This window comes from Nocardioides sp. GCM10027114 (genome assembly GCF_042659625.1).
GTDB lineage: Bacteria > Actinomycetota > Actinomycetes > Propionibacteriales > Nocardioidaceae > Nocardioides.
In genome coordinates, this window is record NZ_JBHSSS010000025.1 from 190,235 (window position 1) to 206,813 (window position 16,579).

The 16,579-nt window shown below is 74.6% G+C and carries 13 protein-coding genes; 10 read left to right on the top strand and 3 right to left on the bottom strand.

The features are described from left to right. The first annotated feature begins 429 nt into the window (after window positions 1-429). The 10 genes from ACFP2E_RS14030 to ACFP2E_RS14075 all read left to right on the top strand — a co-directional run bounded on the left by ACFP2E_RS14030 (window position 430) and on the right by ACFP2E_RS14075 (window position 11,772). A complete protein-coding gene (locus ACFP2E_RS14030; RefSeq protein ID WP_378524104.1) occupies window positions 430-1,686 on the top strand; it encodes a DUF6986 family protein in 1,257 nt (418 codons plus the stop codon). A 1-nt stretch (window position 1,687) separates the two neighbouring features. Further along, the gene (gene pucL / locus ACFP2E_RS14035; protein WP_378524105.1) at window positions 1,688-2,578 is read left to right on the top strand and encodes a factor-independent urate hydroxylase; all 891 of its coding nucleotides are present in this window, start codon (window positions 1,688-1,690) and stop codon (window positions 2,576-2,578) included. Further along, window positions 2,578-3,081 carry a 2-oxo-4-hydroxy-4-carboxy-5-ureidoimidazoline decarboxylase gene (uraD, locus tag ACFP2E_RS14040; RefSeq protein ID WP_378524106.1) on the top strand — a complete coding sequence of 168 codons (504 nt, stop codon included), beginning with the start codon at window positions 2,578-2,580 and terminating at the stop codon, window positions 3,079-3,081. The genes pucL and uraD overlap by 1 nt, the downstream gene beginning before the upstream one ends. Next, entirely contained in the window at window positions 3,081-3,404 is a 324-nt protein-coding gene (gene uraH, locus ACFP2E_RS14045) for a hydroxyisourate hydrolase (protein ID WP_378524107.1), read from the top strand. Before uraD ends, uraH begins: the two co-directional genes overlap by 1 nt. Beyond that, window positions 3,394-4,761 carry an allantoinase AllB gene (allB, locus tag ACFP2E_RS14050; RefSeq protein ID WP_378524108.1) on the top strand — a complete coding sequence of 456 codons (1,368 nt, stop codon included), beginning with the start codon at window positions 3,394-3,396 and terminating at the stop codon, window positions 4,759-4,761. The genes uraH and allB overlap by 11 nt, the downstream gene beginning before the upstream one ends. After that, window positions 4,758-5,603 carry a bifunctional allantoicase/(S)-ureidoglycine aminohydrolase gene (locus tag ACFP2E_RS14055; protein ID WP_378524109.1) on the top strand — a complete coding sequence of 282 codons (846 nt, stop codon included), beginning with the start codon at window positions 4,758-4,760 and terminating at the stop codon, window positions 5,601-5,603. The genes allB and ACFP2E_RS14055 overlap by 4 nt, the downstream gene beginning before the upstream one ends. Window positions 5,604-5,760: 157 nt before the next feature. Then, window positions 5,761-7,263, top strand: a complete 1,503-nt coding sequence (locus ACFP2E_RS14060) for a xanthine dehydrogenase small subunit (RefSeq protein ID WP_378524110.1) — start codon at window positions 5,761-5,763, stop codon at window positions 7,261-7,263. Continuing rightward, on the top strand, window positions 7,260-9,653 hold the full coding sequence (xdhB, locus tag ACFP2E_RS14065; RefSeq protein WP_378524111.1) for a xanthine dehydrogenase molybdopterin binding subunit: 2,394 nt from the start codon (window positions 7,260-7,262) through the stop codon (window positions 9,651-9,653). The genes ACFP2E_RS14060 and xdhB overlap by 4 nt, the downstream gene beginning before the upstream one ends. Then, a complete protein-coding gene (gene xdhC / locus ACFP2E_RS14070) occupies window positions 9,650-10,477 on the top strand; it encodes a xanthine dehydrogenase accessory protein XdhC (protein WP_378524112.1) in 828 nt (275 codons plus the stop codon). The genes xdhB and xdhC overlap by 4 nt, the downstream gene beginning before the upstream one ends. Continuing rightward, window positions 10,474-11,772, top strand: coding sequence for a guanine deaminase (locus ACFP2E_RS14075; protein WP_378524113.1), 1,299 nt, complete (start codon window positions 10,474-10,476; stop codon window positions 11,770-11,772). Before xdhC ends, ACFP2E_RS14075 begins: the two co-directional genes overlap by 4 nt. A gap of 147 nt (window positions 11,773-11,919) precedes the next feature. On the opposite strand, the gene aceB is transcribed toward ACFP2E_RS14075, so the two are convergent. The 3 genes from aceB to ACFP2E_RS14090 form a co-directional block, all read right to left on the bottom strand. Further along, entirely contained in the window at window positions 11,920-13,518 is a 1,599-nt protein-coding gene (gene aceB / locus ACFP2E_RS14080) for a malate synthase A (RefSeq protein ID WP_378524114.1), read from the bottom strand. A gap of 62 nt (window positions 13,519-13,580) precedes the next feature. Continuing rightward, a complete protein-coding gene (locus tag ACFP2E_RS14085; RefSeq protein WP_378524115.1) occupies window positions 13,581-13,865 on the bottom strand; it encodes a hypothetical protein in 285 nt (94 codons plus the stop codon). A 139-nt stretch (window positions 13,866-14,004) separates the two neighbouring features. Beyond that, a complete protein-coding gene (locus tag ACFP2E_RS14090) occupies window positions 14,005-16,575 on the bottom strand; it encodes a bifunctional FO biosynthesis protein CofGH (protein WP_378524116.1) in 2,571 nt (856 codons plus the stop codon). Between the last annotated feature and the right edge of the window lie 4 nt (window positions 16,576-16,579).

The window sequence follows — 16,579 nt, forward strand, 5'->3', positions numbered from 1 at the left end:
ATGGGTACGGCGTACCCAGCGCGCCGGATCCACCGCACAGGCGTCCGGTTGCTGCCCTGCCTCGCTCACGGGGTTTCGAGGCTCGGCGCTGGCGCGCCTCGCACCTCAACCACCGGTGCCACGCGGCCACGAGCCGGTGGCCACGGCCTGGGGAACCGGTGGTCGAGTAGCGAGCGCAGCGAGCGTGTCGAGACCCGCGCACGAGTGCAGGGCGGTGACCCACGCCGGTCGAGCTCGTCGAGACCTCGCCGGGAACAGCGCGGTGGGTACGGCGTACCCAGCGCGCCGGATCCACCGCACAGGCGTCGGGTTGCTGCCCTGCCTCGCTCACGGGGTTTCGAGGCTCGGCGCTGGGGGGCCTCGCACCTCAACCACCGGCGGCGTGTCGCGTGGCGGGTGGGGGGTCGACAGGGCCACTAGGGTGCCGACATGGCGGACGTGGACCTCGCGGGGCTGACGCGCGACATCGACGCGCACCTCGAGGGCGCGGACGCCGACCTGGCGCGGCACTACCCCGGCGAGCGGGCCGGCCGGCAGCCGGTGCACACCGCCTACGTGCCGGCGGACCGGTTCACGGCCCGCACCGCCAAGTCTTACGGCGACGAGGCGCAGCGGGTCGTGCTCGAGCACGCGGGGCTGCTGCTCGAGCTGCTCGACGGTGACGACGACCTGCTCGACCGGCTTCTGGAGAAGCTGGGCAGCGAACCGGTCGAGGACGTGCGGATCGATTTCGAGGACGGCTACGGGACCAGGCCGGACGACGAGGAGGACGAGGCCGCGACAGCGGCGGCGACCGCCCTGCGCGCCGCGATCGCCGAGGGCACCGCGACCCCGTTCCACGGCATCCGCGTCAAGAGTCTCGAGCCCGCCACCCGCCACCGTGGGCTGCGCACCCTCGTCCGGTTCGTCGAGACGCTGACCGACGGCGGGCCGCTGCCGGACGGCTTCGTGGTGACCCTGCCCAAGGTGACCTCGGTGGAGCAGGTCGAGGCCATGGTGCTGGCGCTCGCCCACCTCGAGTCCGCGCTCTCCCTCGGCGACGGCGTCCTCCGCTTCGAGATCCAGGTCGAGACGCCGCAGTCGGTCCTCGGCGCTGACGGCACCGTCCCGGTGGCCCGCATGATCCGCGCCGCCGAGGGTCGCTGCACCGGCCTGCACTACGGCACCTACGACTACAGCGCCGCGTGCGCGATCGCCGCGCCCTTCCAGAGCCTCGAGCACCCCGCCGCCGACCACGCCAAGGCGGTGATGCAGGCCGCCGCGGCCGGTACCGGCGTACGCCTCTCCGACGGCTCCACGAACGTGCTTCCCGTCGGAGACACCGACGCGGTGCGACGTGGGTGGGAGACCCACCTGCGGCTGGTGCGCCGCTCGCTGGAGCGTGGCTTCTACCAGGGTTGGGACCTGCACCCCGCGCAGCTGCCGACCCGGTACGCCGCGACGTTCCGCTTCTACCGCGACGGGTTCGCCGACGCGGCGGAGCGGCTGAGCGCGTACTCCGCGGCCGATTCGGACAGGGCCGACGGTTCCGTGCTGGACGAGCCCGCCACCGCGCGTGCGCTGGCCGACTTCCTGCTGCGCGGCCTCGACTGCGGCGCGCTGGGGCAGGACGAGACCGCGGAGGCCACCGGCCTCGACGCCGACCGGCTCGCCGACCTGGCGCGCCGGCCCCGACGGGAGGAGTGACGTGGGCACGACGGGGGAGGCCCCCGGAGCCGTCCGGCTCGGGAGCAACCAGTACGGCAAGGCGGAGAACCGGGTGGTGCGGATCCACCGCGACACCCCGCGCCACGAGATCCGCGACCTCAATGTCTCGACGGCGCTGCGCGGCGACTTCACCGCCGCCCACGTCGACGGCGACCAGGCGCACGTCCTGCCGACCGACACCCAGAAGAACACCGCGTTCGCCTGGGCGAAGCGGCACGGCGTGAGCTCGCCCGAGGACTACGCCCTCGCGCTCGGCCGCCGTCTGCTCGAGGCGACCCCGGCCGCGACCGGGTGCCTGGTCACCGTCGAGGAGCAGGCGTGGGCCCGGATCGAGGTCGACGGCGCCGGCCACGACCACGCCTTCGTGCGTCGTGGCGAGGAGGTCCGCACCGTCGTCGCCGACGTGACCCGCGACGGCGCGACGGTCGAGTCCGGGCTGCGCGACCTGGTCGTGCTGAAGTCGACCGGCTCGGAGTTCAAGGGGTTCCTGCACGACGAGTACACCACGCTGCAGGACACCGACGACCGTGTCCTCGCGACCTCGCTCACCGCCCGCTGGCGGCACGCATCGGAGCCCGCCGCCGACGACCCGCCGTTCGACTGGGACGCGTCGTACGCCGATGTGCGGAGGCTGCTCGTCGAGGCCTTCGCGACGACGTACAGCCGGGCGCTGCAGGAGACGCTGTGGGCGATGGGGAAGGCGGTCCTGGAGGCCCACGACGGCCTGGCCGAGGTCTCCTTCGTGGCGCCCAACAAGCACCACCACCTCGTCGACCTGACGCCCTTCGGGCTCGACAACCCCGGCGAGGTGTTCATCGCCGCCGACCGCCCCTACGGCCTCATCGAGGCCACCGTCACCCGGGAGCCCTGATGGCCGCGCCGACGTCCGCCGCGCTGGAGGAGTTCAACGCGCTGCCCGAGGCCGAGGCGCGCGAGCGGCTCACCCGCTGCCTCGCCGTGCCGCGGTGGGTCGACTCCGTCGTCGCCGGCCGCCCGTACGCCGACCGCGAGGCGCTGCTGACCGTCGCGGAGACCGCCGCGACGCTCAGCGACGACGAGCTGCAGGAAGCGCTTGCCGGCCACCCGCGGATCGGGGAGCGCGCCGGGGCGGGCCACGACGCCGCCTTCTCGGAGCGTGAGCAGTCCGGGGTCGACCGGCAGGACGCCGACGTCGCGGCCCGGCTGGCCGCCGGCAACCGGGCCTACGAGGAGCGCTTCGACCGGGTCTTCCTGATCCGGGCCGCCGGCCGCGACGCGACCGAGATCCTGGCCGAGCTCGAGCGCCGGCTCGGCAACGACGACGACACCGAACGGACCGAGACCGAGGAGCAGCTGCGCCAGATCGCGCTGCTCCGGCTGGAGCAGCTGACCTGATGGCCACCCTGAGCACCCACGTCCTCGACACCAGTCGCGGCCGCCCGGCCGAGGGGGTCCGCGTCGAGCTCCTCTCCGCCGACGGCGAGGTCCTCGGCGCCGGGGTCACCGACGCCGACGGCCGGGTCGGCCGGCTCGGCCCGGACGACCTGGACCTCGGCGACTACGTCGTCCGCTTCGACACCGGCAGCTGGTTCGCCGGCCTCGGGGTCGACGCCTTCTACCCGGAGGTGCGGGTGGCGTTCGTGGTCGCCGCCGACGAGCACTTCCACGTGCCGCTGCTGCTCAACCCCTACGGCTACTCCACCTACCGTGGCAGCTGACCCGCCGTCCCGGGGCGCCCGGCCCGACCGGCTCGACGTGCTGCTGCGGGCACCGCGGGCGGTCGTCGGTGGCCGGGAGGAGCCGGTCGAGGTCGGCATCAAGGACGGCGTCGTCGTCGACCTCGCGCCGTACGGCGCCCGGGCCGACGCCGACCTGGTCGTCGACCTCGCCGACGACGAGGTGCTGCTGCCCGGCCTCGTCGACACCCACGTGCACGTCAACGAGCCCGGCCGCACCGAGTGGGAGGGGTTCGCCTCCGCCACTCGCGCGGCGGCGGCCGGCGGCGTCACCACGATCGTCGACATGCCCCTCAACAGCATCCCGGCCACGACGACCGTGGCGGCGCTGGAGGAGAAGCGGGCGGCCGCGCGCGACCAGGCCTTCGTCGACGTGGGCTTCTGGGGCGGCGCCGTGCCCGGCAACCTCGACGACCTCGGCCCGCTCCACGACGAGGGGGTCTTCGGCTTCAAGTGCTTCCTGCTCGACTCCGGGGTGCCGGAGTTCCCGCACCTCGAGCCGGCGGACTTCCGCGCAGCGATGGCCGAGACCGCGCGGCTCGGGGCGCTGATGATCGTGCACGCCGAGGACCCGACGTCGATCGGGCCGTGCGAGCACGGCACGGCGTACGCCGGCTTCCTGGCGTCCCGGCCGCCTGCGGCGGAGGAGCGCGCGATCGACCTGGTGATCGACGCGGCGCGGGCCACCGGCGCCCGTGCGCACGTGGTGCACCTCAGTGCGGCGGGTGCGATCCCCGGGCTGCGCGAGGCCCGCCGGGACGGGGTCGACGTGTCGGTCGAGACCTGCCCGCACTACCTCTACTTCGACGCCGGCGAGGTCCCCGACGGTGCCACCGAGCTCAAGTGCTGCCCGCCCATCCGCGACGCCGACAACCGGTCGGCCCTCTGGGACGGCCTGGCCGACGGCGACCTCGACCTGGTCGTCAGCGACCACTCGCCGTGCACGGCCGAGCTGAAGCGCCGCGACACCGGCGACTTCGCCGAGGCCTGGGGCGGCATCGCGTCGCTGCAGCTGTCGCTGCCGGTGGTGTGGACCGCCGCCCGCGAGCGCGGCCTCGGCCTCGCCGACGTCGTCCGCTGGATGGCCACCGCCCCCGCCCGCCGGGTGGGGCTCACGGACCGGGGCGAGATCGCGGTCGGCAGCGCCGCCGACCTGTGCGTGCTCGCCCCCGACGAGACCTTCGTGGTGGATCCCGCGCGGCTCCACCACAAGAACGCCCTCTCGGCCTACGCCGGGCGTACGCTCACCGGCACCGTGCGCCAGACCTGGCTGCGCGGCACACCCGTCGACCTGGCCGCCGCCCCGCGCGGCCGGCTGCTGAGGAGGGGGAGGCAGTGACCCCGGAGAGTCCGGAGAGCCCGCAGTACTGGACGCCCCGCGGCGGCCTGCCCGGCCAGACGGAGCTGACCACCGACCGCGCCGTCTTCACCGAGGCGTACGCCGTGCTGCCGCGCGGCACCATGCGCGACATCGTGACCAGCCGGCTGCCGCACTGGGACGACACCCGGCTGTGGGTGCTGGCGCGGCCGCTGTCGGGCTTCGCCGAGACCTTCTCGCAGTACGTCGTCGAGGTCGCCCCGGGCGGCGGCAGCGACCGCCCCGAGCCGGACCCGGACGCCGAGGCGGTGCTCTTCGTGGTCGACGGCCGGGTCTCACTGACCGTGGCCGGGTCGTCGTACGACCTGGAGCGCGGCGGCTACGCCTACCTCCCGCCCGGCGCCGGCTGGACGCTGCGCAACACCTCCGGAGCGACCGCGACCTTCCACTGGATCCGCAAGGCCTACGAGCGCGTCGACGGCGTCGAGCTGCCGGAGGCGTTCGTGACCCGCGAGCAGGACGTCGCGCTCCAGCCGATGCCCGACACCGACGGTGCCTGGGCCACGCAGCGGTTCGTCGACCCCGACGACGTCCGCCACGACATGCACGTCAACATCGTCACCTTCGAGCCGGGCGGGGCCATCCCGTTCCCGGAGACCCACGTCATGGAGCACGGCCTCTACGTGCTGGAGGGCAAAGCGGTCTACCTGCTCAACCGCGACTGGGTCGAGGTGCAGGCGGGCGACTTCATGTGGCTGCGCGCGTTCTGCCCGCAGGCCTGCTACGCCGGTGGCCCGGGTCGGTTCCGCTACCTGCTCTACAAGGACGTCCACCGCCACCCGCGGCTGCGCCTCCACCCCTGAGTCCGCCCGTTCGCGGCGGTGTCGACGGGGGACGGATGTGACCGCGGTCACGTAGAGTGGGAGCGCGGGCGTCGTTCGGCATGGACAACCGGCGGCCGCAGGGCTCTCGAAACCATGCACGCGGCAACGGCCGCGGACGACCACGCGCGGAGACGAGATGCCCGAGATCCCACAGATCGCACAGATCCCACAGATCACCGTCAACGGGACGCCCCGTGAGCTCGCCGGCGTGCCCGTGCACACCACCGCCCTCGACTTCCTCCGCGGGCTCGGGCTCACCGGCGCCAAGGAGGGCTGCGCCGAGGGGGAGTGCGGCGCCTGCTCGGTGCTGGTGGCCCGCCCCGACGTCGGCTCGGGCACGCCCGACGGTGAGGGCGGGGCGACGCGGTGGACCGCCGTCAACGCCTGCCTGGTGCCGGCCGCGGCCCTCGACGGGCAGGAGGTCGTCACTTCCGAGGGGCTCGGCACCCCCGACTCCCTGCACCCGGTCCAGCGCGAGCTCGCGGTCCGCGGCGGGTCGCAGTGCGGCTACTGCACCCCCGGCTTCGTCTGCTCGATGGCCGCGGAGTTCTACCGCGCCGGCCGGTCCGCGATGACCGACGGCCACCACGGGCATGTGCACGAGGACGCGGAGCACGGCCCCAACGGCTTCGACCTCCACGCCCTCAGCGGCAACCTCTGCCGCTGCACCGGCTACCGACCGATCCGCGACGCGGCCTGGGCGCTCGGCGACCCCGACCCGGCCGACCCGGTCGCCACCCGCCGCGCCGCTCCGCCCCCCGCCCCGGCCGCCACCCGGCTCGCCGACGACGACGGTGACTTCGTCCGGCCGACCGACCTTGCCGAGGCGCTGCGGCTGCTCGCCGACCACCCCGGCGCCACCGTCCTGGCCGGCGCCACAGACCTCGGCGTCGAGGTCAACCTGCGCGGCGCGCGACCGGCCTACGTCGTCGCGGTCGACCGGCTGCCCGAGCTGCGCGGGCTGACGACCGGCGACGGCCACGTCGAGATCGGCGCCGCGCTCACGCTGAGCGAGGCCGAGGAGCTGCTGGCGGGGTCGGTGCCGCTGCTCGACGAGGTGTGGCCGCAGTTCGCCTCCCGGCTGATCCGCAACGGCGCCACCATCGGCGGCAACCTCGCCACCGCCTCGCCGATCGGCGACCTGCCACCGGCGCTGCTCGCGCTGGACGCGACGCTGCTGCTGGCCTCCGCCGACGGCGAGCGCGAGGTCGCGCTCGAGGACTTCTGGACCGGCTACCGCGAGACCGTGCTCGGTCCCGGCGAGCTGATCCGCGCGGTCCGGCTCCCCGCCCGGACGCCCACCCTCACAGCGTTCCACAAGATCGCCAAGCGCCGGTACGACGACATCTCCAGCGTCGCCGTCGGCTTCGCCCTCGACCTCGACGGGGGCTCCGTCAGTCGGGCCCGGATCGGCCTCGGCGGCGTCGCCGCCACCCCTCTCCGCGCGCGGGCGACCGAGGCCGCGCTCGAGGGCCGGCCGTGGGCCGCGGAGACCGTCGACGAGGCAGCGGACGCGCTCGCCGGTGAGGGCACCCCCATGGACGACCACCGCGCCAGCGCCGCCTACCGCAGCGCGATGCTCGGGCAGGCGCTGCGCCGGCTCTGGTGGACCACGACCGGCGAGGAGGTGCCGGCATGACCAGCTCGACCGGCAGCCCGCTGTCCCGCCGCCCCGACGGCGCCGTCGTCGGCGAGGACCTGCCCCACGAGAGCGCCGCGCTCCACGTCACCGGCGCCGCGCTGTACACCGACGACCTCGTCGTGCGGACCCCGCGCGTCCTGCACGCCCACCCGGTCCAGGCGCCCCACGCCCACGCCCGGGTCACCCGGCTCCACGTCGACCCGGCCTACGCCGTGCCCGGCGTCGTGCGGGTGCTCACCGCCGACGACGTGCCCGGCGTCAACGACGCGGGCGTGAAGCACGACGAGCCGCTGTTCCCGTCCGAGGTGATGTACGTCGGTCACGCGGTCTGCTGGGTGTTCGGCGAGACCCTCGAGGCGGCCCGGCGCGGAGCCGCGGCCGTCGAGGTCGACTACGAGCCGCTGCCGGCGCTCGTCAGCGTCCGGGAGGCGATCGAGGCGGGCAGCTTCCAGGGCGGCCGGCCCACCGTCGAGCGCGGCGACGTCGAGGCGGCGCTCGCCGGCTCGACGCACGTCTTCAGCGGCGTCACCGAGATGGCCGGCCAGGAGCACTTCTACCTCGAGACCCACTGCTCGCTGGCGATGCTCGACGAGGCGGGCCAGGTGTTCGTGCAGTCCAGCACGCAGCACCCCTCCGAGACGCAGGAGATCGTGGCCCACGTCCTCGGGCTCCACAACCACGACGTGACCGTGCAGTGCCTGCGGATGGGCGGCGGCTTCGGCGGCAAGGAGATGCAGCCCCACGGGTACGCCGCGATCGCGGCGCTGGGCGCCACCCTGACCGGCCGCCCGGTGCGGCTGCGGCTGAGCCGGGCGCAGGACATGACCATGACCGGCAAGCGGCACGGCTTCCACGCCCAGTGGCGGGTCGGCTTCGACGACGACGGTCGGCTGCAGGCGCTCGACGCGACGCTCACCAGCGACGGCGGCTGGAGCCTCGACCTGTCCGAGCCGGTGCTCGCCCGGGCGCTGTGCCACGTCGACAACGCCTACTGGATCCCGCACGTCCGGGTGAACGGCCGCGTCGCGCGGACCAACAAGACCTCGCAGACCGCCTTCCGCGGCTTCGGCGGGCCGCAGGGGATGCTGGTGATCGAGGACGTGCTCGGACGCTGCGCCCCGCTTCTCGGCGTCGACCCGGTGGAGCTGCGCCGCCGCAACCTCTACGCCGACGGCCAGTCCACGCCGTACGGCCAGCCGGTGCGGCACCCCGAGCGCGCCGTCGCCGCGTGGGAGCAGGTCCTCGCCGAGGGGCGGGTCGCCGAGCGGCGCGCGGAGGTCGAGGCGTTCAACGCCGCCCACCCGCACATTAAGCGGGCGATCGCGGTGACGCCGGTGAAGTTCGGGATCTCCTTCAACTTCACCGCCTTCAACCAGGCCGGGGCGCTGGTGCACGTCTACAAGGACGGCTCGGTCCTCATCAACCACGGCGGCACCGAGATGGGGCAGGGCCTCCACACCAAGATGCTGCAGGTCGCGGCGACCGCGCTCGGCGTACCCCTCGCGCGGGTCCGGCTCGCGCCGACCCGGACCGACAAGGTGCCCAACACCTCCGCGACGGCGGCGAGCTCGGGGGCCGACCTCAACGGCGGCGCGGTCAAGCACGCCTGCGAGCAGATCCTGGAGCGACTGCGCGAGGTCGACGCCGGCCGCGGGCTGCCGTGGGAGGAGCTGGTCCGCGAGGCGTACTTCAGCCGCGTGCAGCTGTGGGCGGCCGGCTACTACCGCACCGAGGGGCTCCACTGGGACTCCACGGTGATGCACGGCCACCCGTTCAAGTACTTCGCCTACGGCGTCGCCGCGGCCGAGGTCGAGGTGGACGGCTTCACCGGTGCCTACACGCTGCGCCGCGTGGACATCGTCCACGACGTCGGCGACAGCCTCTCGCCGCTGGTCGACCTCGGCCAGATCGAGGGCGGCTTCGTGCAGGGCGCCGGCTGGCTGACGCTGGAGGACCTGCGCTGGGACGAGTCCGACGGCCCCGGCCGGGGCCGGCTCACCACCCAGGCCGCCAGCACCTACAAGCTCCCGAGCTTCAGCGAGATGCCGCCCGACTTCCGGGTCAGCCTGCTGCCGCGGGCGCACGAGGACGGCGCTGTCTACGGCTCCAAGGCGGTGGGGGAGCCGCCGCTGATGCTGGCCTTCTCGGTGCGTGAGGCGCTGCGCGAGGCGGCCGCCGCCTTCGGCCCGCCCGGCACCAGCGTCGACCTCGCCTCGCCCGCGACGCCCGAGGCGGTCTACTGGGCGCTCGACCGGGCCCGCCGCGGCGATCGCGCCGGCAGCCGGCACGGCCACGTCGCCGACGGCCTGCCCGGCCTCGTCCCCGACCAGCCGCCGGTCGACGCGGAGCGGCTCCACCCGCGCTCGGAGGAGGTGACACGGCGATGAGCTGGGTCGACGAGTTGGCCCGGCTGCGCCGGGAGCGGGTGCCCGGAGTGCTGGTCACCGTCGCGGGAGTGCGCGGCCACGCACCCCGCGACGCCGGCGCCAAGCTGGTCGTCACGGCCGAGGGGACCTGGGGCACCGTCGGCGGCGGCAACCTCGAGGAGACCGCGATCGCCCGGGCCCGCGCGCTGCTGGCCGGCGGGCTCGTCGACGGGCCCGAGACACTGACGGTCTCGCTGAGCGACAAGGCCCGCACCGAGCACGGTCGCCAGTGCTGCGGCGGCGAGGTGTCGCTGCTGCTGGAGCCGCTGCGGGTGGTGCCGTCGGTCGCCGTCTTCGGCGTCGGCCACGTCGGGCTGGAGCTGGCGCGGGTGCTGGCCCGCCACGACCTCGAGCTCCACCTCGTCGACTCGCGCGCCGACCAGCTCACGGATGAGCGGCTGGCCTGCCTCGCCGACGCGGTCGCCGGCGTGCACGTCCACCACGCGCCGCTGCCCGAGCTCGCGCTCGGCGCGGTGCCGGCCGGCACCCACGTGCTGGTGATGACCCACGACCACGCCGAGGACTTCGCGCTCTGCGACGCGGCGCTGCGCTGCGGCCACCTCGGCAGCGTCGGGCTGATCGGCTCGGCTGCGAAGTGGGCCCGCTTCCGCGGCGGGCTGCTGACCGAGGGCCACGACCCGGTCGCCGTCGACCGGGTCCGCTGCCCGATCGGCGACCCCGCGATCGTGGGCAAGGAGCCTGCGACGGTGGCGCTCTCGGTGGCGACTGCGCTGCTGCGCGAGACGGCCTACCGGACCGCGCGGACGAGCCCGGGGGGCCCGTGACCCTGGTCCGGGCGCGGGTGCTGGACACGCCCGACGACCCGTTCACCGGCGGGGTGCTGCGGCACGACGAGGACGCCGGGCTGCTGGTCCGTGACGGCGTCGTGGCCGGCCGCGGATCCTTCGCCTCGCTCCGCGCGGAGCACCCCGACGAGGAGGTCCTCGACCTCTCCGACGGGCTGCTGCTGCCCGGGTTCGTCGACACCCACGTCCACTACCCGCAGGTCCGGATCGTCGGGACCCTCGGGATGCCGCTGCTCGACTGGCTCGACCGCTGCGCGCTGCCGGAGGAGTGCCGGCTCGAGGACCCGGCGTACGCCGCCGTGATCGCGCGGGAGTTCGTCGCCGGGCTCGTCTCCGCCGGGACCACGGCCGCGCTGGTGTTCGGCTCCCACTTCGCGCCCGCCGTCGACGCGTTCTTCGAGGAGGCGACCCGGGTCGGGCTGCGGGTGACCGCCGGCCTGGTCGTCAGCGACCGGGCGCTGCCCGCGCCGCTGCTCACGACCCCCGAGCGAGCCTACGACGAGGCGCGCGGGCTCGCCGCCCGCTGGCACGGCCGCGGCCGCACCCGGTACGCCGTCACCCCGCGCTTCTCCTACTCCGCCAGCGAGGCGGTGCTCGAGGCGTGCGCGGCGGTGCTGAAGGACGAGCCCGGCACGTGGTTCACCAGTCACGTCAACGAGAACCCCCGCGAGGTGGCCGAGGTCGGCCGGCTCTTCGCCGAGGCCGCCCACTACGTCGGCACCTACGACTGCCACGGCCTGGTGGGGGAGCGCTCGGTGCTCGCCCACGACGTGCACCCCACCGATGACGAGCTCGCGGTGCTGGCCGGTCGCGGCGCCTCGGTCGCGCACTGCCCGACCAGCAACGCCGCCCTCGGCAGCGGGCTCTTCCCGCTGCGTCGTCACGTCGACCACGGCGTCCGGGTCGCGCTCGGCTCCGACGTCGGCGCCGGCACCGGCTTCTGCCTGCTCAAGGAGGGCCTGCAGGCGACCTTCACCCAGTCGCTGCTCGGCCGCGAGGGCCTGCCGCTGACCTCGACCCACCTGCTCCACCTCGCGACCCGCGCCGGCGCGCTCGCGCTGGGACTGGGCGACCAGGTCGGGGACCTCGGCGAGGGCCGCCAGTTCGACGCCGTCCGGGTGCGCCCGGCCCCCGGCACCCCGCTCGACCTCGCCCTGCGCCACGCCGACTCGCCCGAGCAGGCCCTGGCCCGGGTCTTTGCCCTCGGCACCCCCGCCGACCTCGCCGGCATCTGGATCGCCGGCCAGGAAGTCACGCGAGCTGCCGCCAGTTGACCCCGGAACCACGCCGAGCTGCCACCAGTTGACGCCCGTACGACGCCGAGCTGCCACCAGTTGCCCGGGAGCGTGACCGGAAGTCCCGAGTGGACCGGCAGAACTCGGGACTCGAGCGTCAGAAGTGTCGACTCAACGGTGTGCGGGTCAGTGGCCGGCGGCGAGGATCGAGCGGTAGGCGGGCAGGGTCAGGAAGTCGGGGAAGTCCTCGGCGAGGGCGGCCTGCTCGAAGAGCCGGCGCGCCTCGGCCAGCACCTCGGTGTCCCCGCCCGCGGCGGCCTCGACGAGCGCGGCGTGCTCCTCCTCGACGACCCGCTCGACGAGGTCGTGGGTGACGGTCTCGCCGGTGTCGAGGGTGGCGCCGCTGTTGATCCACTGCCACACCTGCGACCGCGAGATCTCGGCGGTGGCGGCGTCCTCCATGAGGTTGTCGATGCCGGCGGCGCCGTTGCCGGAGAGCCAGGCGGCGACGTACTGCATGCCGATCCGCACGTTGCCGCGCAGCCCCGCCTCGGTGCGCTCGCCGGGCGTCCGGTCGACGGCCAGCAGGTCGTCGGGCCCGACCGTGACGTCCTCGCGCAGGACGTCGAGCTGGTTCGGCCGCTCGCCCAGCACCTCGCCGAACACCTCCGCGCACAGCGGCACCAGGTCGGGGTGGGCGACCCACGACCCGTCGAACCCGGCCGCGGCCTCGCGCGTCTTGTCCTCGCGCACCTTCGCGAACGCCCGCTCGTTGACCTCCGGGTCGCGCCGGCTCGGGATGAACGCCGCCATCCCGCCGATCGCGAACGCTCCCCGCCGGTGGCAGGTGCGGACCAGCAGGTCGCTGTAGGCCCGCATCATCGGCGCCGCCATGGTGACCGCGTTGCGGTCCGGGAGGGTGTACGCCGACCCGGCGTCGCGGAAGTTCTTGATGATGCTGAACAGGTAGTCCCAGCGCCCCGCGTTGAGCCCGGCCACGTGGTCGCGCAGCTCGTTGAGGATCTCGTCCATCTCGAACGCCGCGGTGATCGTCTCGATGAGCACCGTGGCCCGGACCGTGCCGTGCGGGATGCCGAGCGCCTGCTGCGCGTGGGTGAAGACGTCGTTCCAGAGCTGCGCCTCGAGGTGCGACTCCATCTTCGGCAGGTAGAAGTACGGGCCGCTGCCGCGCGCCAGCACCTCGCGGGCGTTGTGGAAGAAGTAGAGGCCGAAGTCCACGAGCGCGGCGACGACCGGCGCGCCGTCGACGCGCAGGTGCTCCTCGTCGAAGTGCCAACCACGCGGCCGCGGCACGATCACCGGGATCCGGTCGGGGTCGGTGAGCGCGTAGTGCTTGCCCTCCGGGGTGGTCAGCTCGATGGTGCGGCGGACGGCGTCCATCAGGGTCACCTGGCCGCCGACGACGTTGCGCCAGTGCGGGGTGTTGGCGTCCTCGAGGTCGGCCAGCCACACCTTCGCGCCCGAGTTGAGCGCGTTGATGGCCATCTTCCGCTCGGTCGGGCCGGTGATCTCGACCCGGCGGTCCTGCAGGTCGGCGGGCACCGGCGCGACCGTCCAGTCGCCCTCGCGCACCTCGGCCGTGTCCGGCTGGAAGTCGAGCCCGTGCTTCGCGACCTGCTCGCGCCGCCGCTGCCGTGCGGCGAGCAGTGCGTCGCGCCGCTCGCCGAACCGGCGGTGCAGGTCGGCGACGAAGTCGAGTGCCTCCGGCGTCAGCACCTCCTCGGCGCGCTCGACCTCGGGACCGGTGACCTCGATGGCTGCCATGGTCGCACGCTAGCGCGGTCACCGATGGTCGGCGGAGCAGCCGGCGGGGACGCCGCGGGAGATCACGGCAGCGAGTCGAGCCCGGGGCGGGTCCACGCGTGGCTGGGCAGGTGGCTGGGCAGGGGGAGGTCCCCGCCGTGGAGCGCACATCGGGGGAGAGGCCCGTCCAACGCCTCGTTCCAGCGTGGGGGCTCGATGAAGCAAGGCCGGGTCTGCGGGTCGGACCGGTCGTGCGCGGCCCCGGCGAGGCCGGGGGCGCCGGCCGCGGGACCGACCAGCGTGGCGAGGCCACACGCCACCGCAGCCAACGGCGCGAGGGCGATCCGGGAATGCATTCGCAGATACATGGGACTCCTCCTCGGGTGTGCGTGCCCTCGGAGACGCCGGGCGACGGGTCCCCGTTGACAGGGGCGCCCAAAGGGCCCGAACTGGCGGCGGTGGTCTGGACCCGGAGGAAGGGGTGTCCTGGCCGAGCGACGAGCGGGTTCAGCGGCTGCGCGCAGGCACGTCGTACGTCGTGGTGCGCTCGCGCACCGGGCGGCCGATACCGCCGGCGATCCCGGTGAGCTCGGCGACCGTCTTCGCCGAGCCGTGCTCGGAGCCGGCCATCCGGCTGATCGTCTCCTCCATGAGCGTGCCGCCGAGGTCGTCCGCGCCGGCGCGCAGCATGGCGCGGGTGCCGTCGGCGCCGAGCTTGACCCAGCTCGTCTGCACGTGACGGATCCGGCCGTGGAGCAGGATGCGCGCGAGCGCGTGGACCGCGAGGTTGTCGCGGTGCGTCGGGCCCGGGCGGGCGACGCCGGCGAGGTAGATCGGCGCCGAGTGGTGCACGAACGGCAGCGGCACGAACTCCGTGAAGCCACCGGTCTCGTCCTGGATCCGGCTGAGCACCCGGAGGTGCTGGACCCAGTGGCGCGGGTGGTCGACGTGGCCGTACATCATCGTCGACGACGACGGGAGTCCGACGCGGTGCGCAGTGGTGATGACGTCGACCCACGCGGTGGCCGGCAGCTTGCCCTTGGTGAGGACCCACCGCACCTCGTCGTCGAGGATCTCCGCGGCCGTGCCGGGCACCGAACCGAGCCCGGCCTCGCGCGCCTTGATGAGGAAGTCCTCGACCGACAGCCCGGTGCGGGCGGCGCCGTTGACGACCTCCATCGGCGAGAACGCGTGCACGTGCATCTCCGGCACCCGCTGCTTCACCGCCGCGACCAGGTCGAAGTACGCCGTGCCGGGCAGCTCCGGGTCGATCCCGCCCTGCATGCAGACCTCGGTCGCGCCGAGCCGCCACGCCTCCTCGGCCCGGTCGGCCACCTGCTCCAGCGACAGCGAGTAGGCGTCGGCGTCGGTCCGCCGCTGGGCGAAGGCGCAGAACCGGCAGCCGACGTAGCAGACGTTGGTGAAGTTGATGTTCCGGTTGACGACGTAGGTGACCTCGTCGCCGACCGTGTCGCGGCGCAGGTCGTCGGCCAGCCGGCAGACCGCGGCCAGCAGGTCGCCCTCGGCCGTCACCAGCTCCAGTGCCTGCGCGTCGGTCAGCCCCGCGGGGTCGGCCTCCGCCGCCCGCAGCGCCGCGCCGCCCTCGGCGTGCAGCACCGCCGGGGCTCCCAGGGCTGAACCCGTCGCGCCCGCCGCCTCCCGCACCGCGTCCCAGTCGCCGTACACGTCGGCGAAGTCGCTGCGCCGGTCGTCGGTCCGGCCCTCGGTGTCGACCGCGGCGTGCAGGTCGGTGCGCCCACCCTGCCCGAGGCCGCCGTCCGGCTCCTGCCACGGCCGCCCCACCGGTCGTACGCCGTCGCGCGCGAGGCCGTCGTCGCCCGCGAGCGCCGCGACGTGGCCGGCCACCCGGGGGTCGAGCCAGGGCTCGCCGCGCAGCACGTACTCGGGGTGGACGGTCAGCCGCGGCCGCAGCGCCAGGCCCGCGGCGGCGGTGACCTCGCGGAGCCGGTCGAGCGAGGGCCAGGGCCGCTCGGGGTTGACGTGGTCAGGGGTGAGCGGCGAGACGCCGCCCCAGTCGTCGACGCCCGCCTCCAGCAGCAGCCGGCACTCCTCGGACCCCTCGGAGCTGTCGACGAGGTTGGGCGGCGCCTGCACGCGGGCGCGCGGCCCGAGCAGCAGTCGGGTGACCGCGATCGCGGCGCGGTACTCGTCGAGGCCGAGGTCGTCGACGTGGCGCATGGCCGTGTCGGGCTTGGCGCGGAAGTTCTGGACGATGACCTCCTGCAGCCCGCCGTACTGCCGGGCGACGGCGCGCAGTGCGTGGATCGTCTCGGCGCGCTCGGTGAGCGTCTCGCCGATGCCGACGAGCAGGCCGCTGGTGAAGGGGATCGCGAGCCGGCCGGCGTCCTCGAGCACGCGCAGCCGCACGGCCGGGTCCTTGTCGGGCGACCCGAAGTGCGCCAGCCCGCGGGTCTCGAACAGCCGCCGCGAGGTCGTCTCGAGCATCATCCCCATCGACGGGGAGACCGGCTTGAGCCGGTTCAGCTCCTCCCACGACATGACGCCGGGGTTGAGGTGGGGCAGCAGGCCGGTCTCCTCGAGCACCCGCACCGCCATCGCCCGCACGTAGGCGAGCGTCGAGTCGTAGCCCTGCTCGTCGAGCCACTCCCGCGCCTCCGGCCAGCGCTCCTCCGGCCGGTCACCGAGGGTGAAGAGCGCCTCGAGGCAGCCGACCTCGGCGCCGCGGCGGGCGACGTCGAGGATCTCGTCCGGGGAGAGGTACGGCGCCCGGCCGTCGCGGGCGGCCTGGCCCGGCGTCTCGACGAAGGTGCAGTAGTGGCAGCGGTCGCGGCACAGCCGCGTGACCGGGATGAAGACCTTGGGGGAGTACGTCACCACGCCGGGCCGCCCGGCGTCGACCAGGCCGGCGTCGCGGACCCGTGCGGCCGCGGCGCAGAGCCGGTCGAGCAGCTCGCCGCGGGCGGCCAGCAGCGCGGTCGCCTCGGCGAGGTCGAGGGACGCGCCCCGCTCCGCGCGGACCACGGCGCGGCGCACCTCGGCGGGCGTCACGGCGCCAGCGCTGCCGGGGCCGCCGTCACTACCGGGTCCGCTGTCCACCGCG